This window comes from Pedobacter yonginensis, from assembly GCF_003173595.1.
GTDB classification, from domain to species: Bacteria; Bacteroidota; Bacteroidia; order Sphingobacteriales; family Sphingobacteriaceae; genus Pedobacter; species Pedobacter yonginense.
The window spans coordinates 651,685-675,647 of the sequence record NZ_QGNZ01000002.1; the positions used below are offsets into that span (position 1 = coordinate 651,685).

Genomic DNA, 23,963 nt, shown 5'->3' on the forward strand with positions numbered 1-23,963 from the left:
ATACTTTTTAAACAAAAAAGATTCAGGTGCTTTACAAACCTGAATCTTTTCTTTTTATGATTTTAATAAGACTTAACTCTTCTTCTTATCTGCATACCCGAATACTTTTTGTAACAAGGTAGAGCTTCTGGAGTTTAAGTTTCCTCTAATTTTCAGTTCCTCCTTAGCTATTTCCAAAAACAAACCATCAATTGCTTTCTGTGTAACATACTCGGTTAGGTTGGTATTTACAGGCTTCACCAAGGGCAAACGATTGTATTGTGAGGTTAAATCGCTGTAGTATTTCGTGGCATTTACCTTATTCAAACTGGTTGTTACTATCGGACTAAATTTCTGCATCAACTGCGAGGTAGTTACCCTTTTAAAATAGCTGGTTGCTGCATCGTTATTGCCTAGGAGAATATTGGTTGCATCCGTTAAAGTCATTTGTTTAATCGCCGATATAAATATGGGTTTAGCCTCAGTTGCAGCATCTTCAGCCGCACGGTTTAAACTTACGATAACATTATCGCAAAGTTTATTTAAGCCAATGCCCCGTAACGTCCTTTCTACTTTTTGAGCTTCGGGCGGAATCAAAATTTTGACGGCTAAATTACCTAAAAAACCATCTTTTGCAGATAAACGATCTGCACCAGCAGACACTCCAATTTGCAGCGCTTCCTTAATGCCCTGGCCTATCTCAAAGGTAGTAGGTGTGCCTGTAGCGTTCGCATTTGCTGACTTTTCGGTCACTTTCTTAAAAATATCGCTAAGCTTTATCTGTGCTTTAACATTTAAGTTTGTAAGTAATATTAATGCTAGGGATGCAGATAGAATATTAATTTTCTTCATTCATTATGAGTTTATCTTTTATGCTTAACAAATCCTTTGCCATTAGTTTGGCCGATTTTACTAAACTTAAAAATTCCGAACGGTAACCTTCTTTATCTTTGCCTTTTGCATTGTCTGCTAAAGCGATTACCTGTTCAAAGGTAGCATTTTGTTTGAATGAAGACTTCCTTAAAAGCATCCCAAATTCGGCAACGGCAGCAGCAAACCTGAAGTTGTCGCTTGTTGCGTTAAAGCCCAAGGCATTATCTTGCACACCTTTAACCAATAACTTACTTTTATTGCCTGTTGGTTCTTTGTAACGAAGCTTAACCGTTAATATTTCTTGGGTTTCTATTGAATTTATTTTGGTGGTTTTCTGATATTTAAGATCATCTACTGAACCAGATAAGTCATCTTTTACGCCAACAGGAATAATCTCGTACAATGCGGTAACGGTATGGCCAGAGCCAATCTCACCAGCATCCTTTTTATCATCGTTAAAATCTTCTTTATTTAATAACCGATTTTCATATCCAATTAACCGGTAAGATTGCACCTTGGCAGGGTTAAACTCAATTTGCAATTTAACGTCTTTAGCTACCGTAAATAAGGTGCCCCCAAACTCATTAACCAATACTTTTCTGGCTTCTGTTAAGTTATCGATATAAGCGTAATTACCATTTCCCTTATCCGCAAGAATTTCCATCTTACTATCTTTATAGTTACCCATACCATAACCCAAAACCGTTAAGAAAATACCGCTTTTTCTTTTGTCTTCAATCAAGGTTTGCATATCTGCATCACTATTTGCTCCAACGTTAAAATCACCGTCTGTTGCCAAAATAACGCGATTGTTTCCCCCTTTAACAAAGTTTTCGCTGGCAATTTTATAGGCAAGCTCAATGCCTTGCCCGCCTGCGGTAGAGCCGCCCGCACTCAGTCTATCCAAGGCATCTTTAATTTTATTTTTTTCATCTCCACTGGTGGCTGGTAAAACAACGCCCGAACTTCCTGCATAAACCACAATGGCAACTTTGTCTTTCGATCTTAATTGATCAGTTAAAAGCTTGAACGAAGAAACCAGCAAAGGCAATTTATTTGGATCGCTCATAGAACCAGAAACATCTATCAAGAAAACTAAATTAGATGCGGGTAAATTAACGGTTGGGATGGTTTTTGCCTGTAAGCCAATTCGAACCAATTGATGTTGATTGTTCCACGGGGCTGGTGCAATTTCAGTAACGATATTTACAGGATCGGCACTGTTGGGTTGCTCGTAATTATAATCAAAGTAATTGATCATTTCTTCAATTCGAACCGCATCTGCTGGTGGCAAGTTACCGCCATTTATAAACCTTCTGATGTTGGTATAAGATGCCGCATCTACATCTATCGAAAAGGTAGAAAGCGGATCGTTAGTGGCCTTGTGAAAGGTGTTTTCGTTGATTTTGGAATAACTTTCATTGTTATTAATGTACGCCCCCGTAGACTCTTTCAATTTCTCTACCGAAACCCCAGGCACCTTTCCCGATAAACCTACAAAATCATAAACTTCCCTAGCTGCTGCCGTTGTTGAAACCTTTTTTTGCGCTTGATAGCCCATCACAACAATCTCAGAAAGCGGTTGTGAAGCTTGTATTAAACGAATAGAGATTTTGTTCGCTTTGCCTATTTTAACCTGTTGATTGATGTAACCGATGTAAGATACGCTTAGTTCAGTGTCTTTATCCGTTACGCTAATGCTAAACTCTCCTTTTGTGTTGGTTGCAACAACACGCTTACTATTATTGGTTGCTATTGCTGCACCGGGCAGCCCTATGTTCCCATCGGTAACAACGCCCGTGATGATTCGGGTTGAAGTTGGTTTGAAACTTACCAATACAATTAATGCAACTAAGGAGAGAAGTAACTTTTTCATAATGTTTAATTTTAAAGGATGATGTACTTACTCTTGCTTTTCCATATCGATACTCGAAAATATTTTTTATACTTGGAAGATATTTGTCTTAGCTACCCCATTTTTTGAAGTTTATAAAAAACACAGCTGGAAATAACCAGAAAGAAGATGCCGAACTTATTGCCGAGTTTAAAAACACCGGCGATTTAGATGCATTGGGTACGCTTTACAACAAATACATGCATTTGGTTTTTGGAGTGTGCCTCAATTATTTTAAAGATGAAGAGCTAAGCAAGGACGCCGTAATGCAGATTTTTGAAGAGCTGGTTACAAAGCTAAGAGTACATGAGGTTCAAAATTTTAAGAGTTGGCTACATGTATTAACCAGAAACCATTGTTTAATGGCTTTAAGAAAATCTGCGAAGCAAAACAACGTTTCTATAGACGATACTTTTGTGGAAAACAGCGAATTTGTGCATCTAGATATAGACAACACAAAGGAAACACAGCTTACCATTATGGAAAAGTGCATGGAAACATTGCCTGAAGAACAGCGGAAAAGTGTAGATTTATTTTATTTACAAGAAAAATGCTACAAAGAAGTGGCCGATATTACCGGTTACGACATGCTTAAAGTTAAAAGCTACATCCAAAATGGTAAGCGAAACCTGAAGATTTGTATAGAGAAAAACAGTAGTGAATAAAGATTGGTTAGATATTGATGTTCTGGAAGATTACCTAGATGGTAAGCTTGATACCAAAGCAATGCACCTTGTTGAGCGCCAGGCTTTGGAAGATCCTTTTGTGGCAGAAGCTTTGGAAGGATTGCGCCAATCGCCTAAAAGAAAACACCACCTTTCCATTCTCCAAAAACAATTGCATCAGCGCATTGCCAGCCAGCCCATCAAAAAGAAGATGTGGGGCATTACCACGCAAAGGCTAAGCATTGCAGCTACCGCTGCGGTTGCTTTTATAGCCGTAAGTATTTTGTTTTTTATGCGGGAAACCAATCGTAAAAATGCAGAAATCGCACAGCGAAAGGCAAAGGGCGTTATCGTAAATTTAGATACCAACACTGCAATTGCATCGGTCAAGCCTGTGTTGGTAGATACCGCTTCCAAAGTAAATGTAAATCCTTCTGCTTTGATTGATCAGGCCGTTACCAAAGCTAAAAATGGAGACTTCGCCAAAAACACAAAAACCATTCCGCATTCAAACCGAGCAGAAATTCAAGGCAGTGCATATGAATTTAATAGATCAGCGGCATCCGAAAGTGTGAAAACTGAGGTTGCAGCTATTGTTATGCAAAAAGTAGAGGCAGCCCCAATAGCTACATTCTCAACTCCAGAAAAAGAAAATAAAATAATTAACGGTAGAGTGGTTTCTGCATTGGATGGACAACCCTTGCCAGGTGCAAGTATTCGCGTTGCGGGATTAAACAAAGCGGTTACTGCCGATAAAGATGGATTTTTTAGCCTTAGCATTGATAGCACGAAAGCAAAAGATGTATCTGTTAGTTACTTAGGCTATGAAAATGCGATTGCATCAATTGATAGTCAGAAAAATTTAAAAATTGCCCTTAAAGAAGATCAAAACGCTTTGAATGAGGTTGTTGTAACCACTACTGCAATTGCTAAAAATAAAGCTGTGGCTTCTGCCCCAAATAATGCATCAAATAAGATTGTGTACAGCGGTAACGTGGTTTCGCAAGATGGGTTACCTGTTAAGGGCGCTATCGTGAAGGTGGATGGAAGTAAAGCCGTAACAACGACGGATGCTAAAGGAGCGTTCTTCCTACCCGTGGATAGCAATTTTAAGAATAAGGATATTTTGGTAAAGGCAAACGGCTACAGTGATGTTGCACTATCGGCAGCTTCAGATCCAAATCGAATTAGAATGGCCTTAACCGGTGATAAATCCATTAATGAAATGGCGGCAATACTTGGCTCAAACGGGCGGAAAAAAGAAAACATAGCCGCACCAAAAATTGTACTCAGGGCCGTGGAAAACCTTGATGGAAAATCTGTTATAGAAGCAACAAAGCCAATTCCGGTATCTACAGTAAATTATGAGCAGTATTTAGAAAATAACAATAAACTCATAAACCCGAAAGGCCCCGCGCGCTATGTTAAAATCAGCTTCAAGGTTAAAAAGAATGGACGGCCAACGGATTTTAAAATTGTAAAAAGCTTAAGTAAAGCCGCTGATGCGGAAGCAAAAAGATTGATCGAAAATGGCCCAGACTGGGTCTTACCAAAAAAAGGAACTGATCGGGTTGAAATGAACGTTAAGTTTTAACAATAGCGTTTAGCCTTTTAGGAATTGAACATTAATTTCCATGTACAAATTACCCAAATTTACGACTGAAAATCAAGATGAGATTCTTGATTTTATGCAAAAAAATCCATTTGTAACCTTGGTTGGCTTTGATGGCGAATTTCCTGTAGCTACACAAGTACCTGTTGAAACCAGACTTTATGGTAATACTATAAAAATTATTGGGCATATTATGACCAATACGGATCATTGTAAAGCTTTTGAGCAAAATCCGAATGCCTTGGTAATATTCACTGGTGCACATGCTTACATCAGTGCATCTGTTTACGAGGAGCCCGCAGCCGCATCAACCTGGAATTATAAAACGGTACAAGCGAAGGGATTGATGAGGTTTTTATCTGCTGAAGAAACGCTTCAAGTTGTGAAAGATTTGACAGACCAATATGAAAACCCACACACCAGCCCTGCAGCCTTTAAAAAAATGGACGATGAGTACATTCAAAAGCATTTGAAGGCTATTAAAGGATTCGAAATTTTGGTTTCTAAATTCGATCATGTATTCAAACTAAGCCAAAACCATTCGATTAAAAACCAGGAAAGCATTATCGCAAATTTAGAGCAAACTGATGATGTGTTGGCACAACAAGTAGCCGAAGAAATGAGGCGCAACTTAAGCAAAGCATCATTTTAAAGACCTGGCTTGCTGTGAACCCAACCTAGCAGCACTGCCCTTGAATACCTAAGCCAGATGGGAGGAGAAGCCGCTATTTTCATAGCGCTTGGAGGTAGCGGGACAGAACCAAACCCAAGAATTATTGCTATTACTTTCCAAACCCTTTAAACGAAAAAAGACTAAAGCAATTTTGCCTTAGTCTTCTGAGTATATTGAACGAATTTTGTTTTTATTTGAAATAGTAAATGGCTGCATAAATGATTGCCGCCAAGGTTGCAGAAACTGGAATGGTTAAAATCCACGCCCAGATTAAGTTAATGGTTACACCCCAACGTACCGCAGATACACTTTTCACCACACCTACACCAACTATTGAACCTGTTATTGTATGCGTAGTTGATACTGGGATACCGAAATGCTCGGTGATGCCTAAAGTTATGGCACCTGCACCTTCAGCTGCTACGCCTTCTAATGCCGTTACTTTGGTGATTTTTGAACCCATTGTTTTTACAATTTTCCAACCACCACTCATGGTACCTAAAGAAATTGCAGAATAACATGATACAGGAACCCACCAAGGCATGGCTTCGAAATTTGGAATTACTTTGGCTGCAATTAATGCGGTTGCAATAATGCCCATTACTTTTTGTGCATCATTACCACCATGAAAGAAACTTAATGCGGCTGATGAGATTAGCTGTAATCTTTTAAACCATTTCTCTGCTGTAGATGGCTTGGCGTTACGACAAATATTGATGATGATTAGGGTTAGCACCACAGAGATGACTAAACCGATTATCGGCGCAAGCACAATAAATGAAATGATTTTAATTACATAGCCCATATTTACAGCGTCTAGCGGACTAGCACCTGTAATTAATGCATAAGTCATTCCGGCGCCTGCAAAACCACCAATTAAGGTATGCGATGAGCTGGAAGGGATTCCATACCACCATGTTAAGAGGTTCCAAATAATTGCGGCAATTAAACCGGCAAGTATAACTTCTAAGGTAATGTAATGCTCTATAACTGTTTTGGCTACCGTGTTAGCCACTTTATGATCGGTAAAATAGAAATAGGCTGCAAAATTAAAAAGAGCAGCCCACAAAACCGCTTGAAAAGGCGTAAGTACTTTTGTAGAAACAACCGTTGCAATCGAATTAGCGGCATCGTGAAAGCCGTTAATGTAATCGAAAGCAATGGCCAGAATTACAACAACAACCAATAAGGTAGTTACCATGTTTGTATTTTATTAAGCGTTTTTAACAAGGATAGTTTCGAGCACATTGGCAACATCTTCACATTTATCTGTTGCTTTTTCTATCGTTTGTAAAACCTCTTTATGTTTAATTAATTCAATAGCATTTGTTTCATATTCGAACAAACGGGCCACCGCTAAAGTGAAAACGTAATCTGCTTGATTTTCGCCACTGTTTATGCGAATACAGGCATCGGCAATTACGCGGATGTTTTTGAAACTGCGCAATTCTTTAATGGCTTTATCGATATCGGTACACATTTCTACTAAAAGCTCGGCAATTTTAACAATTGGCTCGCTGATTTCGTTCATGTTGTACATTTGCATGCGGTTTGCAGTACCATAAATATAATCGGCAACATCATCAACCGCTGTAGCAAGTTGGTGAATGTCTTCCCTATCAAATGGTGTAATAAAATTTCTACTCAACTCAAGAAAAATAGAGTGAGTGATGTCGTCTCCAACATGTTCTAAGCGCTCAATTTCTTTGAAAATAGTTTTTCTGCTCTCTGGATCGCCTGTGCTAACCATTTCTAAAAGGGTTTCAGAGATTTTTAATGCATTGCTACCGGCTTGCTCAAACAGGGGATGAAACTTTTTATCTTGCGGGGTAAAGAACTTAAAAATATTGTTCATGTTAATTTTTAATATGTTGCAAAGCTACAAGCCCAATGTTAAGTTAATGTTAAGTTCTAAATTATATTAAGTGTTTACCGCAGTTTAGCGTATTTCTGCTTCCTTTTTATGTTATTGGTAATGAAGGATTAAGATTGGAGGAATTGGGAAGATCTATTGGAATTCAAAGATGATGATTTGAAATACAATATCAATTAAAATTTACATCATAAAAAAAGCTTTCCCTTTTGAGGAAAGCTTTTAAAATGCTAATGATTATAAACTATTTCTTAGTTGTATCTGTTGCTGCTGGTTTTGCAGGAGCTGCATTATTTAAGCCGCTTCCAATTGGAGATGGAGAAGGTGTTTTATCTAAACGCTCTTGAATAGTTGAGCTACCGCCAACTGCAGTTGCGCCACCGCTAGTTTTAGCAACTGTAGTGATAGACAACGTTAAAACAACAATCGCTGCCAATAAAACCCACGATCCTTTTTCCAAAACATCGCCTGTGCGTTGTACACCAAACATATTACTACCGCCACCGCCAGCGGCTAAACCACCACCTTTAGGGTTTTGTACTAACACAAATAAGCCTAAGGCTACACAAACAACAATTAATAAAATGATTAAAAAGGTTATCATGGTAATATTATATTTTAAAATTTCTTTTCTATAGATTGGATAAGGTCGGCAAAGTAACGGCTTTTTTCTGGATATTTCAAACTTAATTTTTTATAAGTGTCTATCGCTTTGTGGTAAAGCATTTGTTCTATATAAATTTTGGCCAAGGTTTCTGAAACAAGGTCGTAGTGATCTTCGGCGCTCTTTTTAGCCTTGTTCTCAGTATCAATCTGCTCTGGCTTTGGCGGTTTTATTGTCGGATCTTCTTTTAAAAACTTCTCGATAATTTCTGCACCCTTTGCATCTTTAACATCTGTTGATGGATATTCTGCCAAATGATCGGCAACCTCGAAAGGTGTTTGGATGTGAAAAATGTGCTCTACGTACTGTTGCTGAAACTCTGCTCGCTCTTGATTTTGTTTCTGCTGCTGTTTTACTACACCAGGTTTTGGCTGAGCATAGGGTTGAAAAATCTGCTCATGCTCTTTACGGGTTTTGGCCAGCCACCACAAAAATGTGTAGGGTAATTGATCGTCGTCGTATTTAGAAACAAAGTTTACTTCTGGCTCATCAGGGGTTACGGTTTCAATATGTGGCGCTTCAGGCACGACATCTGTACTCAACTTTTGCTCAAAAGCAAAAAAATCGGTGCTTGATACCCGCTCGATAAATGTATCATCATCGGCAGGCAAATCCAATAAATGGCTATCTATGCCTGGTAGGTTATTGGGCGTTTCTATATTTACAGGCTGAGTAATTGAATGTACTGGATGTTCATCAGGCTCACCAATTTCATCAAAGATATCTTGTTCGTCTTGGGTGCTTTCTGCATCAATTTCAGCAAAGCTATCAGATTCGTGTTCCTCAAGTTGTGCTGCTTCAGCATCTTTTTCATCACCAACTTTTACCGCTTGTAAAATCTTTTGCAAAACATTTCCATTACTGTATAAAACGGCTTTGGGCGCAAATGCAGCATCGGCTTTTGCCAGCAGCAAATGAATGGGTTGTGCGTACGGATACCGCTTTAGCATTTCCTGCAACATGGGGATATGTGCCGCCTCAACCTTTCCAGGTTGTGCAAGTAAATCTGCCAAGAGCATGTTGTTATCCATTATTGAGGTTTGCTGCTAAGTTAAAAATGTTTCGGCTCTTTTAAAGGCTCAATTGGTGTTTTAGTTTGTAAAAATTTAGGTCAAAAAAGCGATTTACCACTGCGCAAAAGCACGGTTAAAAACATCTTCAGTTAATTGCTTATTAATGTTTTCTATGGCTCCTGGTAAAAGCGATTGAATTGAGCCTCCGTTTAATGGAAAATCGAAATATCTGGTAAAGCTTTCCTCAAAGCTATTTTTAGCATTTAAGGTATTGGTAAATTTTACCGCCACCGTTATGGTTAATCGGTTGGCGCCTGCTGTTGGCGTAGCGCTCGATTGTAAAGCCACGGGTTTAATATCATAGCCCGTAATGCGGCCTTCAAAAATAGCTTGGCCATCGTTGGGTGTTATGCTCAATCTGGTTTGATTTCGAATTCTCGTTTTTACGGCTTCTGTAAACTGATTGCTTAGCGTTGGGATCACCAATGGAGCATTGTTTTCAAATACCCTTACCGTTACCGTTTTCATTTCTGGAGGGATAGATGCGCCACCAAAAGAATAGGCACAAGAACTCATTATGGCTATAAGTAAATATCCAATTAGTTTCCTCATAAATTTAGCTCTTTAATTTTCCTATACAGTGTACGTTCAGATATCCCCAACTCTTGAGCTGCAAACTTACGCTTGCCTTTATGCTTTTTAAGGGCTTTCTTAATTAAGTCTGATTCCTTATCCACAAGCGACAAAGATTCTTCTACTTCCTCTGCATCGTGCGCAAAATAATCAGCATTGTTGTTGCCGTTAATGTTGTTGGTAGGTGTTGGTTGCTGAATGGTGAAAGCGTGTTCTTGCCCCGATGGCAATTCTACATCTCTATACAGTTGATTGATATACTGTGGATTATCTGCCAAAACAGTTGCGGTATTACCGCCATGTTGAATAATTTCGGCCACCAATTTTTTAAGCTCAACCATATCCTTTTTCATATCGAAAAGAACTTTATACAAAATATCTCTTTCTGTAAAATCTTCTTTAGAATTGGAGCTGATTGTCATCGGTAAATTACTACCGGCTTCATTCGGGATGTAGTTTAAAATTGCTGGCCCAGTAACATTCCGATCTTTTTCTAAAACACAAATCTGCTCTGCAATATTTTTTAACTGCCGCACGTTTCCCGGCCAACTGTAATTGGTTAGAATTTGTACCGCCTCAGGTTCTAAATGCAAAGCAGGGCTTCGGTATTTATCGCTAAAATCTGCCGAAAATTTTCTAAATAAAAGGTAAATATCTTCTTTACGTTCGTGCAGAGCAGGAATACGCAAGGGAACGGTGTTTAATCTGTAATATAAATCTTCTCGAAACTTTCCGTTTTTTACCCGATTGTAAACATCAACGTTAGTTGCAGCAATGATTCTTACATCTGTTTTCTGCACTTTGGAAGAGCCCACACGTAAATATTCTCCACTTTCTAAAATTCTTAATAAGCGGGCCTGGGTACCGAGTGGTAGTTCGGCAACCTCATCTAAAAAAATCGTTCCGCCGTTGGCTACTTCGAAATATCCTTTACGTGCTTCATGCGCACCTGTAAACGAACCCTTTTCGTGACCGAACAATTCTGAATCTATTGTGCCTTCTGGAATTGCCCCACAGTTTACCGCAATAAATGCACCGTGCTTGCGGGCGCTCATTTGATGGATGATTTGAGAAAATACCTCTTTACCGCTTCCGCTTTCGCCAGTAATTAAAACCGACATATCTGTGGGTGCAACTTGGCTGGCAATATCTATGGCACGATTAAGTAAAGGCGAGTTGCCTATAATTCCGAACCGCTGCTTTATATTTTGTGTATCCATTCTTTAGATTTGAGTATTGAAATTTCGGATAGGGGCCTTAACCATTTACCTACAATCCTTAGACTGATTAAACTATTCTTCCAATCAGCGTTGCTGAAGTACATTTCTCGATTAATACATTAGCATAATCACCAGGTTTATAACCTTCAATTGCAGGGAAAATAGCCATTGCTCCACTATCTCCTCTTCCGCAATAATCTTGATCTGATTTTTTTGATGTACCCTCAATTAACACCCTTACTGTTTTTCCAACCCATTCTTGTAAACGCAATAAAGAGTGTGCTTGTTGTTTCGCTAAAATTTCTGCCAGCCTGCGTTTTTTAACGTCTTCAGGAATATCATCAGCCAATTTACGGGCGGCTAAAGTTCCTGGTCTTTCTGAATAGGTGAAATTATAGGCAAAATCATATTCTACATAATCCATCATACTCAACGTATCCTGATGCTCTGCTTCCGTTTCGGTACAAAAGCCAGCAATAATATCGGTAGAGATTGCGCAACCCGGAATAATTTTTTTAATGGCATCAATACGGTTGATGTACCATTCTCTAGTGTATGTTCTGTTCATTAACTCCAAAATCCGAGTATTTCCAGATTGAACAGGTAAGTGTATGTAGTTACAGATGTTATCGTACTTGGCAATGGTGTACAAAACTTCGTCAGTAATGTCTTTTGGATGCGACGTAGAAAAACGCACCCTCAAATCTGGACTTACCAAAGCCGTTTGCTCCAAAAGCTGAGCGAAATTTACGGTTTCCAATCCATCTTCCGATGTCCAAGTGTATGAATCGACGTTTTGACCCAAAAGTGTTACCTCTCTATAACCTGCTTCAAATAAAGCTTTTGCTTCGGCAACAATTGAATGTGCATCTCTGCTTCTCTCGCGGCCACGCGTAAATGGAACCACACAAAACGAACACATATTGTTGCAACCACGTGTAATCGAAATAAATGCGGTAATGCCATTGCTATTTAAACGCACAGGACTAATATCTGCGTAGGTCTCTTCACGAGATAAAAGCACATTCACGGCTTTATGTCCACTTTCTACTTGCTCTATTAAGTTGGGCAAATCTCGGTAAGCATCTGGCCCAACCACCACATCAACCAAGCGTTCTTCTTCTAAAAATTTAGACTTTAATCGTTCTGCCATGCAACCCAAAACACCAACAATTAATTTCGGATTGCGACGTTTTTCTACGCCAAATTGCGATAAGCGATTCCGAACGCGAGTTTCGGCATTCTCGCGAATGGAACAGGTATTGATAAAAATCACATCTGCTTGATGGTAATCGCCAGTGGTTTCAAAACCGGTTTCCGAAAGTATTGATGCCACAATTTCGCTATCCGCAAAATTCATGGCGCAACCATAACTTTCAATATATAATTTACGTGCATCAGCTTTTACGGGTTGGTCTAAAATTAGCGCCTCACCTTGCCTAGCTTCATCGTGCGTCTTATCCTGTACTTGTAAATCAATCATTATTAAAAAAGATTTTGGGATTGCAAAAATACATAAATTAAATTAAAAATGACAATTTGACATGTTTAGTTGTAATGTTTACAAAGTGATTATTTATGCGAAACCAATTGCAACGTGGCAAATTTGCCAAACAGGCACCTTCCAAATTATGGTGGGAAAAACTCCTGTATTTTGTAGTTCTGTTCCGGCGTAGGCCAAGGCAATACTAATTTGCTGAAGCACAGGAAACAATCAATTTGGAAAAGTTCTCCATTGGCAGTTTCAATAAGCAATCAGATTGTAGTTTCATCGAAAACCTTTTGGCTAACAATATGTTCTACTCTGATATACAAAAGTTATGGTTGCTCAAAAAAGTAAGAAAATTTGGATTTGGATTGGAAGCATATTGGGCGTTCTGATTTTGATTTTAGCCTTTGGCGCCATGTTCTTAAGTGCCAGATGGAAACCCCTGCTAACCGAAAAAATTAAAGAAGGTGTGTATAATGGATCTCACCATTTATATAAAATCGATTTCAAAAGCATCAACTTAAACTTAATAACCGGAAGTTTAGCCCTTCGCGATGTAACCCTTATCCCTGATACATCAGTTTTTGATTCTCTTAACAAAATAAAACTCGCTCCTGCACACACCTTCGAAATCAAATTAAAAAAATTACAAGTTAACGGGGTTGGCATATTAACGGCCTATTTTAAAAAGAAAGCAGAGGTAAAGGCCATCATTTTGGACAAGCCTTCCATAAACATGATTTTCAATAAGGTTGCAAAAAAGGTTGATACGGTTAAAGCTGAAAAAACTTTGTATCAGCAGATTTCAAATACCTTTAAATCGTTACACGTTAAATCCATTCAAATTGTTGATGCCGATTTTGATTACATTAACAAAAGCCTCGCTAAAAAAACCAAAAAATCAATTAAACATCTGGATATTAATGTGAAAGACTTTCTTCTGGATTCCTTATCGCAAAACGATACCAGCCGCATTTACTACACCAAAGATGTTTCATTTCAGGTTGCTGGCTACAAGGCCCTAACCGAAGACAAAATGTACACCATGAAGCTGGATACACTTAGTGGTTCATTGGCATCTAAAAAAATAATCGCAAGAGGATTCAAACTCATCCCGATGTATGCTGAATTGGCTTTCGCAAGAAAATACACGGCTCAAAAAGACAGATATAACTTAGCTTTCGATAAAATAGAGTTTAATGGTGTTGATTTTCTGGCATTAAACACCGATGAGAAACTGCATGCTAAATCTTTGGTTATCGGGCCAGCAAGTGTTGAAGTTTTTATGAGCAGGGAATCGCTACCCCCTGCCGGCTTAGACAAAGCTCGAAATTTCCCTCATGTGGCGTTAAAAAGGCTAAACTTTCCAATTCGTATTGATACGGTTAGGATTAAAAATTTAGATTTAAAATACTCAGAGTACAATCCAGCGAGTAAAAAAATTGGGTCTGTTAATTTTAAATCGTTGGGTGGAAGCATTATAAACGTAACCAACGATAGCGCTAGATTAGTCAACAACAGCCATGCGGTAGCGAATTTGAATACGCTGTTGATGGGTTCTGGCAAATTAAGCTTAATCATCGACTTTAACTTAACAGATCAAAATGGCGCTTTTAGCTACAGTGGAAGCATGGGCAATTTTGATTTAAGAAAGCTTAATTCTTTATCTGCTCCACTGGGCCTAATTGAAATAGAAAGCGGAAACATTCAAAAAATAAATTTCAAAGCCACCGGAAATACAAAAACTGCTGCTGGTTCTATGAATATGTTGTACAGCAATTTGAAGGTTAAACTCCTTTCAGACAACATTGATGGACAAGGTACAAAAGAAAAAGGCTTGTTGTCTTTCTTAGCCAACAGCATTTTAGTGAAGGATGAAAATCCATCAAAAGGTGAAGCACCGAGAAGCGCAACCATGACCAATACCCGAATTGCCTCGGCCTCTTTCTTCAATTTAATGTGGAAAACAGTTTTTGTTGGTATTAAAGATATTGTTGGCGTTGGAATAGTTCCAACAAAAGACCCTATTAAACAACAAAAAAAGGTAGCGAAGAAAATCCGTGAGCAAAAAAGAATAGACCGGAAAGCGGCTAGAAAGGCTAGACGAGCGCAAGACTAATTGGAATGAAATTTCCATTCATTTTTTTTGAAATAATTTTATAAATGTATATTGCTGGTTGAAAATAGCCTTATCGTTGATGCCAGAAACAAAAAAACATCGTTACAAATTATTAAAGTGGGTCCTTGGCATAGTTTTATTTGTTTTTATTCTGTTGGCCAGCACGGCCTGGTTCTTGAATGTAAAATCAAGACCAATACTTACAGATAGGATTAAAAGCTTACTTTACAAAAGTACCGATAGCTTATACACCATCAGTTTTACAAAGGTTACCACCAATATTTTAACGGGAAATGCTACCCTACAAAACGTGGTCATTGCGCCAGACACCAATCGTTACAAAGAATTAATTCTTTTAAAAAGGGCACCCAACAACCTGTATTCTGTTTCTTTAAAAAAATTAGTGGTTAAGCATTTTCATCCATTGATTTTGTACAGAGCCCATAAGCTAGAAATTGAAGAGGTTTTATTCGACAAACCAGAGGTGTTGATGGTGAACAAGCAATTTACATTTAATGAAAATCGCCCACCAAGACCAATCAAATCTCCTTACGATATCATTTCAAAAAACCTGGCTTCCTTTAATATTCAATCTATTTTATTCAGGGATGCAAGCTTCAAATACATCAACAAAAATGTGGCAAAGCCCGAAGTTTTTTCCATTGATGATTTGAATATCGGCTTAACCGATTTACTTGTGGATTCCACTTCTGCCGACGACCCAACCCGTTTTTACCTACTCAAAGATGTTGTCATCAACCTAAAAGATTATTCTTACCCAACCCCAGATAAACTTTACCACATCAATTTAAATCAATTGGATTTTAGAGCATCTACAGGGAAACTGCGGGTAAAGAAATTTGCGCTTCAGCCTCTATATGATGAAATGAAATTTGGCCGTGTTGCGGGTTATGCAAAAGACCGTTTTGATATACAAATGAGCGACATTTCGCTAAGTGGAATCGATCTCCCGCTTTACATTAGCAAGCAGGAAGTTTGGGCAAAAGACATGGCCATAGCCAACGGCTACGTTTCCGTTTTTAACAATAACGAACTTCCTCAAAGAGAAAAAGAAAACAAAATTGGCCGATTTCCACATCAGCTTTTACAAGCATTGGGAATTCGTGTTTTAATACAAAAAATCAACCTTAAGGATATTGACATTGTTTATTCGCTTTTTGACAAACAAAGCCAGCAAAGAGGTCGTTTGTCTTTTGAAAACACCTCTGGCACCATCAGCAACGCGACCAATGTTGAGAAAATTAAGGCGATAAATCCATTGATGAACGCCAACTTAACTACCTACCTTATGGGTCAGGGTAAACTTGATTTGAATTTTGATTTCGATTTAACGGCAAAAAATGGTGCATTTTCATACAAGGGTGTGCTTCAAAACTTTAATGCCAGAGTGCTCAATCAAATCACCAAGCCATTAGGCATGGTTAGAATTAACAGAGGAAATGTTGATAAACTTTCATTCGATTTTAAGGCAAATGATTTAGGTGCCAAGGGGAAATTAAACTTTGCTTATTTCGATTTATCGGTTGCATTAATGAAGAACGACCCAGAAAAAGACCATTTGGTGAAACGGGGTTTGCTTTCTTTTTTGGCTAACGCATTGCTCATAAAATCTGAGAATCCAGGCCCTGATGGCAAATTAGTAACCGCTAATGTAAATTATGAGCGACCTGCCAATACATCATTTTTCAGTTTAATCTGGAAGAGCCTTTTTGTGGGCATAAAACACAGCATTGGGATAACAGAAGAGAAGCAAAGCGAGATGCGCAATCATATTGCAAAATTTAAAGCCATGCAGGAAAGTCATCGATTGCGCAAACTTAAAAGATTGGAACGTAGGCACCAAAGGGAAGTGAAGGAAAAAAACGAAAGGCGCTAACATTGGCAACCTTTTGATATATTTATATTTTAAAACCAAAACATAAAAATTATGATTATCGCACTCATTATCGCCGTATTACTGATCATCGGAGTTTTGTACTACAATTCAATAATTGGGAAGAAGAATCAGGTAACCAATGCATTTTCAGCCATTGATGTAATGCTTAAAAAACGCTTTGATTTAATTCCCAACCTTGTTGAAGTAGTAAAACAATATACCAATTACGAATCTGGTACACTATCCAAAATTGTAGAGCTTCGTACGAAATTAGGCGCTGGAAACATTAGTGACGCTGAAAAAGCATCATTGGATAGCCAACTTAGCACAAGTGTTAAGGGGCTTATGGTTAATGTAGAAAATTACCCGGATTTAAAGGCTAATACAAATTTCATTAACCTACAAACCACTTGGACAGAAAGCGAAGAACAAATTGCCGCAGCAAGAAGAACCTATAATGCTGCAGTTACCGATTACAACAACGCCATTATGATGTTTCCCGGAAGCGTTTTTGCCGGAATGTTGGGCTACCAGCAAATTTCAGTTTTGGCAACCGCCGAAGAGGAGCGTAAAAATATAAGTGCGAAAGACCTTTTTAACAGTTAATGAACCCAACGATTGATGGAAATGCTGCCTTGCAAAATGTACTGGCATCATTAGAAATTAAAAGAAAGAAAATCGCCTCCACTCAAAAAAAAGGCTACACTTTTCTGGGGATTGGTATTGCGTTGGGGGTTTTAGGCACATTGATTGGATTTATTGTGCCGTCGATAATTGTGGGCTTAGTGCCGGCAATATTCGGTGGGGTAACACTATACCAAATCAACGATGAATATCGAGCTTATAAAGATGCTTTCAAACAGGATGTAATTGGCACGGCTTTAAGAAATTTAGATGCGAGCTTGAGTATAAACCCTCATGCAGGGATTTACGATGCTGAATTCGTAAGTTCACAGTTGTTTCAAACCGATCCTGATCGCTATGCCACAGAGGACTTAGTAGTAGGTAAGGCAGGTAAAACTGGGTTTTATTTTGCGGAAGTGCACGCGGAATATAAAACAGAAGTATCAACCAAAAATGGAACCCGAACCGAATGGCATGATATCTTTAAGGGAATTATTTTTGTTGCCGATTTTAACAAAAACTTTAATGGAATAACCATCGTAAGACCAAAAAACTTTGGAAGTTCTATAGGTGCTTGGTTTTCTAAAAACTTATTTTCTATTGGTGACAATGATGTTGTACAGCTTGAGAACACAGCCTTTTGCAATGAATTTATAACCTATTCAAACGACCAGGTAGAAGCGCGGTACATCCTCACACCGGCCCTAATGGAGCGGATTTTGGAGCTCAATGGCCAATCGCAGGAAACCATAACCCTGTCGTTTACAGATTCTAAGATGTACATTGCTTTCCCTTTACATCGAGACTATTTTGAAGCGCCTGTTTTTAAAACGCTTTTAAATCCAAACTTATTAAATGATGATATTTCTACAATCAATTTTCTGTATGGAATTATTCAAGAGCTTGATTTGAATACCAGAATTTGGGGCAAAAATTAATTGAGGTATTTTCTTACAATTTCTTCTAAAGCAGCAATATCAAAAGGTTTTGAAAGGTAACTATCTGCTCCGGCTTCATTGGCTAAAGAAGAAATATCATTATTTGCTGAAAAATAAATAACGGGTATGTGTTTTAAATCTGGATGGTTTTTAAGCGCCCTCGTGGCCTGAATGCCGCCCAAATCGGGTAACCAGTTATCCATAAAAATTAAATCTGGCATGTACTCGGCAACTTGCGCTTCAATGTTGTTTGCGCTTTCTGATGTTTTAATTTCGTATCCTGCATCCTCTAAAATAAAGGTGCATAAATCAAGGATGTCCTTATTATCATCAAAAACAAATACTTTCTTTGTAACCATCATAATCTATCTCCAGAAAGGCAATCTTATTGTTTAATTAAATTATTAATAAATTCTGCCATTTCGGTGGCGTGTAAAACGTAATCTGTTTTTACCCTATTAACGGCTTGCTGTGGCATATACGGCATAATTGCAGTTGAAGGATTTTGTATAACCACTTTACCCCCAAAATTGTTTACAAATTTTAGGCCATTTACGCCATCTGCGTTAGAGCCAGACAACAATATGCAAACCAACTGCTCTTTATATACCTCTGCCGCCGATTGAAATGTGACATCAATAGAAGGCCTTGAATAGTTAACTTTTTCCGAATAATCTAGAGAAAAAGTCTTATTGCCTTCAATTAATAAATGATAATCTGCAGGTGCAATGTACACATTACCAGCTTGTAATGCAGCTTTTTCTTCTGCCTCACTTACGGTTAATCCTGTTCTGCTTTGGAGCAAGTCAATTAGTAAGCTTTCGTTATTGGCTTTTCGATGAATAACCAGAACTACAGGGAAATCTATGTTAGCACTTAATGCAGGAAAGATTTCCAACAGAACATCTAAACTGCCAGCGGAGCCACCAATAACCAAGGCGATATCGGCTTTAGGCGTTAAAGTTTCCGCCATATTTTTTCGGTTTTAACTCGTTTGTATTCCTTAGCTTTTGGCCAAAACTCTAAACTTTCTTTACTGCCCAAGGCAATGTAGCCGAGTTTTTCGATGCTGTTATCAAATAGGTTGAAGACTTTATGTTGCAAATCCTTATCAAAATAGATCAGCACGTTTCTGCACAAAATTAACTGGAATTCGTTAAATGAATGGTCAGACACCAAATTGTGTGTAGAAAATATCATTTTCGAATTTAAAGATTCGTCGAATTTTGCAAGGGTATAATTGGCGGTGTAATAACTTGAAAAATCTTTAATGCCTCCAGAATTTACATAATTTTCTGAATACTGTTTTAAGTAGTTAAGCGGAAACATGCCTTTTTTTGCCTTTTCCAGTACGGAAGGGTTAATATCTGTTGCGTAGATTAATGATTTTGTTAATAGATTAAGCTCTTTCAAAACGATGGCTAAAGAGTAAGCTTCCTCTCCGGTAGAGCAACCTGCTACCCAAATTCTGATGAAAGGGTAAGTGCCCAAAACTGGTAAAACATCATTTCTAAGTGCTTTGTAAAAGCTTGGATCGCGAAACATCTCGGTAACGTTTACCGTAATTTCTTCCAGAAAACGCTTGAAATATTGCTTATCGCTTTTTATCGTGTACCTAAACTCAGCAAAACTTACAAAATTATCTATGGCGTACAAGCGTGTAATTCTCCGTTTAATAGATGCGTGCGAATATTCCAGAAAGTCGTATCCGTGAGCTTCTAAAACATCGTTTAACAGAATCTCTACTTGTTCGTTATCAATCGCATCACTTATCACTTCTAATTAGTAAAATTTTCTATTTGTATTAACAATTCATCCACATTTATCGGTTTTGATACATATCCGGATGCGCCCGCTGATAGGCAGCGCTCCTTATCACCCACCATGGCTTGTGCGGTTACCGCCAAAACCGGAATATTTTGCATTCTAGCAGATTTCTTCATTACTGAAATAGCTTGATAGCCATCTAAATCTGGCATCATCATATCCATTAAAACGATAGCAACATGATCGTTTTCTTCCATAATGGAGAAACCCTCCTGTGCGCTCGATGCAGAAACGCAATCAAAACCTTTGGCCTTTAAAACAGCTTTTAAGGCAAAAATGTTTCGGTTGTCATCATCAATTATGAGGATTAATTTTTTAGGCATATTTTTTAAAAAAGAGGTTAAGAATTGTGATGATTTTCGTAAAGCCAAACCCGTAAAAGCGAAATAAGTTGATCCATATCCACAGGCTTGCTAATATAATCTGATGCGCCCGCAGCAATACATTTCTCTCTATCGCCCATCATGGCTTTTGCGGTTACGGCCAAAATTGGCAAATTTCTATATTTAAAGTCCTGACGGATTGCAGTTGTGGTTTCGTAGCCATCAAGCTCTGGCATCATCATATCCATCAAAACCACATCCACATTCGCATTTTCACCCAATAATTTTAAGGCTTCCTTGCCATCAGTTGCAGCTAAAACCTTCATTTGATGTTGCTCCAAAACTTTGGTTAAAGAGAAAATGTTTCGAACATCATCATCTGCCACCAATACCGTTTTGCCTTTTAAAACATCCTGTAACTCAGAAAAGTGCTTTGGCGTTTTATTTTTTTCTTTGCTTTTTTCCTCTACCAGATGAAGAAATAAACCCGCCTCGTCTAATATTCGCTGATAAGAATGCGCTGTTTTTACAACGATAGAATCGGCATACTGCTTAATTCTGTTTTCTTCTCCTTTTGATAAACTCTTACCTGTGAAAATAATAATTGGCAAGTTTTCTAAACCTGGCGTTTTCTTCACCACTTCCAGCGTTTCATAAGCATGCTTATCTGGAATGCCCATATCTAAAATTACGCAGTTGATATCTGGTTTATTGAGTGCCGAAACGCCTTGACTTACCTGATTAACAACTTCGGTTTGGATGTTGAAATTGCTTAAAAAATAACTTAGAGCCTTGGCATGTTGCTCGTTTTCTTCAACAATCAGCACCTTTTTAGGGTGGCGACTTAACGCATGTTCTAGCTTGTGAAATATTTCTTGCATGTGCTCGAAAGCAAAAGGCTTATTGATAAAATCAACCGCTCCTTTTAGCAAACTTTCTTTCTTTACCTGCAACGACGACATGATATGCACAGGAATTGGACGCGTTTCAGGATTGGATTTTAATTCCTCCATTACCTGCCATCCATCTTTTATGGGTAGTTGAATATCAAGCAAAATAGCTACTGGTTTGTAGGCCTTTGCCATCTCAATGCCAACATCACCACGAACAGCAACTAGGCCTTTGTAATTTCTTTTGCGGGTAAAATCGAGCAGGGTTTTGGCAAAAGGGGTATCATCTTCAACAATCAAAATTACTTTATCGTTTTCTTGAATATTGTCGCGGTCATCCTCAATTTCTTGTGGGATATTGGAAACCGTTAAGTTGCTTACTTTTTTAACTGGTGTTTCGGGTACAGCAACCTCCGCAGGTTTTTCCCAAGGAATGGTGCCTTCAAAACCTTTATTTGTATCAATTGGAAGGGTTAAGGTAAATATACTACCCTCTCCTTCTTTACTTTTTAAATCGATGTAACCGCCTAAAAGTTTAGCGAGTTCTCTACTGATGGATAAGCCTAAGCCTGTACCGCCAAATTTACGCCTAGTTGATCCATCTGCCTGCTGGAATGCCTCAAACACCATACCTTGTTTTTCGGGTGCGATACCTACACCGGTATCGGTTACTTTAAAAATGATGGCATTTAACTTTTCATTTTTAACAATATTTAAAACAACAGAACCTTTGCTGGTAAATTTAATTGCGTTAGATAAAAGGTTCTTCAATATCTGCTCTAAGCGCATTTTATCGGTATTGAAAAATTCTGGCACATCGCTGGTTTTGTCGATAACCAATTGCAAGTTCTTATCTTTTGCCAAAGGATTAAACAAGGAGCGCATATTGTTGATGATTTCATCAACCTTGATGTTGGCCTGATCGAGCTCCATTTTGCCTGCCTCAATTTTAGAGAGATCCAAGATTTCGTCGATTAAGCTTAACAAACCTTGGCCAGAGCTCTGAATTACTTGCGCATATTCTTGATGTTCTTTTTCAATCTCCTCGTTTTCTGCCATCAATCTGGATAGTAATAAGATTGAATTTAAAGGTGTTCTCAGCTCGTGAGACATGTTGGCCAGAAATTCTGATTTATATTTCGTGCTCAGTTCTAAGGCTTCGGCCTTTTGCTGAATTTCGGCATTGCGCTCTTCAATGAGCTCATTTTTTTCTTCTAAGAGACTGCTTCTTTCTTCAAGTTCTTGATTACTTTGAAGCAATTCTTCTTGTTGAACGCGCAGTTCTTCTTCTGAGGCTTGAAGCTTTTGAGATTGGGCTTCTAGCTCAGCATTCATCCCTTCCAGTTCATTGTGCTGAACCTGCAATTCTTCTGATTGAGCCTGAGTTTCTTCCAACAGTTGTTGTAACTTTTGTCTGTTTTGAGCACCCAGTAACGCTGTTCCAACATCACTCAAAACCAGGTTTAAAAAATGCAATTGTAGGTCGGAAAAGCGGTTAATAGTACCCAACTCCAAGCCACCGATTGACATTCCGTTCCTTATAATTGGCAACACCAGCAACTGAGCGGGTGTAATGTTTCCTGTAGCGTAACTTACCGTGATCTCGCCTTGCGGAACATCCTCTAATAGAATTGATTTGCCTGACTTTACGGCCTGACCAATTAAGCCTTGCCCCAGCTCAATAACATTAGCAAGCTTTTGTTTATGCAATGCATATTGTCCCTTTAAATGAAGATAGCCGTCATCTTTAAACAAATAAATCGCACCAACTTGGCTTTTTGTATAAGCAACCAAAAATTCGATAATATCATCAGCCAAATGGAAAACATCTTTTTCGCCAACCATCTTTACATTCAAATTGGCAACACCTGTTTGCAACCATTCATTTTCTGCAAGTGTATCGAATGATTTTTTGAGCGAAAACGACATCGTATTTAGCGACTCGGATAGCTCGCCAATATCATCTTTAGATTGTTCATCTAATTTAACGCCGTAATTACCATTAGAAATTTGATAAGCGATTTCTTTAATGGCAGCAATGCGTTTTTCCATCTCCAGCTTCTTATCTTCAATTTCTTTTTGAAGTTTAACACGCTCATCAAAATCGACAGAAACCTTTCTATAAAAAAACAGGGTAATTAAAATCGCCAAAATTGCTGCGATTAAAATGAGCATCGGTGTATAGGAAGTTAACTTATTAAGTTCAATGGTTCTTACGTCCAACAATCTTCTTTCTTCTTTAACCATTCTGTTAACGGTTGCTCTGGCCTGATCCATATAGGTTTTGCCTTGGAACAATACAGTTGGATCTACCCTGCCACCTAAAGATTTTATCTCTATAGTTGACTTTATGATGTCTAATCTCCGGGTAAGAATGTTTCTAAGCTCAGCAATGGCTTTTTGTTGTGCAGGATTATCTTTTGTACTCGCTTCGATATCCGCTATGGCTTTTAAAGCTCTATCCGAAGCGCCATTATAGGGTTCTAAAAAAATTTTATTCCCCGTTAAAAGGTAGCCTCTTTGACCAGTTTCTGCGTCTTTTAGTGTAGAAATAACACCCTCCACATTCAAGATAATCTCATCACTGTGTTTAACAAGTTCAGTACTTTTAATGAGGTTGCTTATGCTTACGTATGAGGCAAGTGAACTGATAAAAAGAATAATTAGCGATAAGCCTAAGCCTAAGCGTAAATTATTTTTAAGAGTTGTTTTCATGTGTTAGGAAGTATTTTGTTGTGAGATGACGGGAAATTTTGA

Annotated in this window: 21 protein-coding genes; 7 read left to right on the top strand and 14 right to left on the bottom strand. The window is 38.2% G+C overall.

Going from position 1 to position 23,963, the window contains the following annotated elements; all coding sequences use genetic code 11:
* Positions 1-72 precede the first annotated feature (72 nt).
* Entirely contained in the window at positions 73-831 is a 759-nt protein-coding gene (locus tag DHW03_RS09630; RefSeq protein WP_109925529.1) for a DUF4197 domain-containing protein, read from the bottom strand.
* On the bottom strand, positions 818-2,728 hold the full coding sequence (locus tag DHW03_RS09635) for a vWA domain-containing protein (RefSeq protein WP_109925530.1): 1,911 nt from the start codon (positions 2,726-2,728) through the stop codon (positions 818-820). Before DHW03_RS09635 ends, DHW03_RS09630 begins: the two co-directional genes overlap by 14 nt.
* A 104-nt stretch (positions 2,729-2,832) precedes the next feature.
* Between DHW03_RS09635 and DHW03_RS09640 the strand changes: the two genes are divergently transcribed.
* Genes DHW03_RS09640 through DHW03_RS09650 form a run of 3 tightly spaced genes read left to right on the top strand, consistent with a single transcriptional unit; the run spans position 2,833 to position 5,675 of the window.
* Positions 2,833-3,411: an RNA polymerase sigma factor gene (locus DHW03_RS09640; RefSeq protein WP_109925531.1), complete on the top strand. Its 579-nt coding sequence runs from the start codon at positions 2,833-2,835 to the stop codon at positions 3,409-3,411.
* Entirely contained in the window at positions 3,404-5,005 is a 1,602-nt protein-coding gene (locus DHW03_RS09645; protein ID WP_109925532.1) for a carboxypeptidase-like regulatory domain-containing protein, read from the top strand. The genes DHW03_RS09640 and DHW03_RS09645 overlap by 8 nt, the downstream gene beginning before the upstream one ends.
* Before the next feature lie 40 nt (positions 5,006-5,045).
* Complete coding sequence (locus tag DHW03_RS09650) at positions 5,046-5,675, top strand: FMN-binding negative transcriptional regulator (protein ID WP_109925533.1); 630 nt, start codon at positions 5,046-5,048, stop codon at positions 5,673-5,675.
* Positions 5,676-5,886: 211 nt separating this feature from the next.
* Here the strand turns inward: DHW03_RS09650 and DHW03_RS09655 are convergent, their stop codons facing one another.
* The 7 genes from DHW03_RS09655 to miaB form a co-directional block, all read right to left on the bottom strand.
* On the bottom strand, positions 5,887-6,897 hold the full coding sequence (locus tag DHW03_RS09655) for an inorganic phosphate transporter (RefSeq protein WP_109925534.1): 1,011 nt from the start codon (positions 6,895-6,897) through the stop codon (positions 5,887-5,889).
* A gap of 12 nt (positions 6,898-6,909) precedes the next feature.
* Positions 6,910-7,551: a DUF47 domain-containing protein gene (locus DHW03_RS09660; protein ID WP_205940988.1), complete on the bottom strand. Its 642-nt coding sequence runs from the start codon at positions 7,549-7,551 to the stop codon at positions 6,910-6,912.
* Positions 7,552-7,813: 262 nt separating this feature from the next.
* Positions 7,814-8,173 (bottom strand): preprotein translocase subunit SecG, encoded by a 360-nt coding sequence (secG, locus tag DHW03_RS09665; RefSeq protein ID WP_109925536.1) that lies wholly within the window; start codon positions 8,171-8,173, stop codon positions 7,814-7,816.
* A 14-nt stretch (positions 8,174-8,187) separates the two neighbouring features.
* On the bottom strand, positions 8,188-9,264 hold the full coding sequence (locus DHW03_RS09670; RefSeq protein ID WP_109925537.1) for a hypothetical protein: 1,077 nt from the start codon (positions 9,262-9,264) through the stop codon (positions 8,188-8,190).
* Positions 9,265-9,357: 93 nt separating this feature from the next.
* Positions 9,358-9,858, bottom strand: a complete 501-nt coding sequence (locus DHW03_RS09675; protein ID WP_109925538.1) for an LptE family protein — start codon at positions 9,856-9,858, stop codon at positions 9,358-9,360.
* Positions 9,855-11,099 carry a sigma-54 interaction domain-containing protein gene (locus DHW03_RS09680; protein WP_109925539.1) on the bottom strand — a complete coding sequence of 415 codons (1,245 nt, stop codon included), beginning with the start codon at positions 11,097-11,099 and terminating at the stop codon, positions 9,855-9,857. Before DHW03_RS09680 ends, DHW03_RS09675 begins: the two co-directional genes overlap by 4 nt.
* A gap of 67 nt (positions 11,100-11,166) precedes the next feature.
* Positions 11,167-12,582, bottom strand: coding sequence for a tRNA (N6-isopentenyl adenosine(37)-C2)-methylthiotransferase MiaB (miaB, locus tag DHW03_RS09685; protein WP_109925540.1), 1,416 nt, complete (start codon positions 12,580-12,582; stop codon positions 11,167-11,169).
* A gap of 337 nt (positions 12,583-12,919) precedes the next feature.
* On the opposite strand from miaB, the gene DHW03_RS09690 reads away from it, so the two are divergent.
* The 4 genes from DHW03_RS09690 (at position 12,920) to DHW03_RS09705 (ending at position 18,166) form a co-directional block, all read left to right on the top strand.
* Positions 12,920-14,707: an AsmA family protein gene (locus DHW03_RS09690; protein WP_109925541.1), complete on the top strand. Its 1,788-nt coding sequence runs from the start codon at positions 12,920-12,922 to the stop codon at positions 14,705-14,707.
* Positions 14,708-14,786: 79 nt separating this feature from the next.
* Complete coding sequence (locus DHW03_RS09695) at positions 14,787-16,604, top strand: hypothetical protein (protein ID WP_109925542.1); 1,818 nt, start codon at positions 14,787-14,789, stop codon at positions 16,602-16,604.
* Between the two features lie 51 nt (positions 16,605-16,655).
* The gene (locus DHW03_RS09700; protein WP_109925543.1) at positions 16,656-17,210 is read left to right on the top strand and encodes a LemA family protein; all 555 of its coding nucleotides are present in this window, start codon (positions 16,656-16,658) and stop codon (positions 17,208-17,210) included.
* Entirely contained in the window at positions 17,210-18,166 is a 957-nt protein-coding gene (locus DHW03_RS09705) for a DUF3137 domain-containing protein (RefSeq protein WP_109925544.1), read from the top strand. Before DHW03_RS09700 ends, DHW03_RS09705 begins: the two co-directional genes overlap by 1 nt.
* Here the strand turns inward: DHW03_RS09705 and DHW03_RS09710 are convergent.
* From DHW03_RS09710 to DHW03_RS09730, 5 genes are read right to left on the bottom strand one after another with little or no spacing between them, the layout of a single operon-like run.
* Complete coding sequence (locus tag DHW03_RS09710) at positions 18,163-18,528, bottom strand: response regulator (protein WP_205940989.1); 366 nt, start codon at positions 18,526-18,528, stop codon at positions 18,163-18,165. The genes DHW03_RS09705 and DHW03_RS09710 overlap by 4 nt on opposite strands.
* A gap of 23 nt (positions 18,529-18,551) precedes the next feature.
* Complete coding sequence (locus tag DHW03_RS09715; RefSeq protein ID WP_109925545.1) at positions 18,552-19,139, bottom strand: chemotaxis protein CheB; 588 nt, start codon at positions 19,137-19,139, stop codon at positions 18,552-18,554.
* Positions 19,124-19,942, bottom strand: coding sequence for a CheR family methyltransferase (locus DHW03_RS09720; RefSeq protein WP_109925546.1), 819 nt, complete (start codon positions 19,940-19,942; stop codon positions 19,124-19,126). The genes DHW03_RS09715 and DHW03_RS09720 overlap by 16 nt, the downstream gene beginning before the upstream one ends.
* A 2-nt stretch (positions 19,943-19,944) precedes the next feature.
* Positions 19,945-20,316 carry a response regulator gene (locus tag DHW03_RS09725; protein WP_109926011.1) on the bottom strand — a complete coding sequence of 124 codons (372 nt, stop codon included), beginning with the start codon at positions 20,314-20,316 and terminating at the stop codon, positions 19,945-19,947.
* Between the two features lie 17 nt (positions 20,317-20,333).
* Positions 20,334-23,921 (bottom strand): response regulator, encoded by a 3,588-nt coding sequence (locus DHW03_RS09730; protein WP_109925547.1) that lies wholly within the window; start codon positions 23,919-23,921, stop codon positions 20,334-20,336.
* Positions 23,922-23,963: the final 42 nt, after the last annotated feature.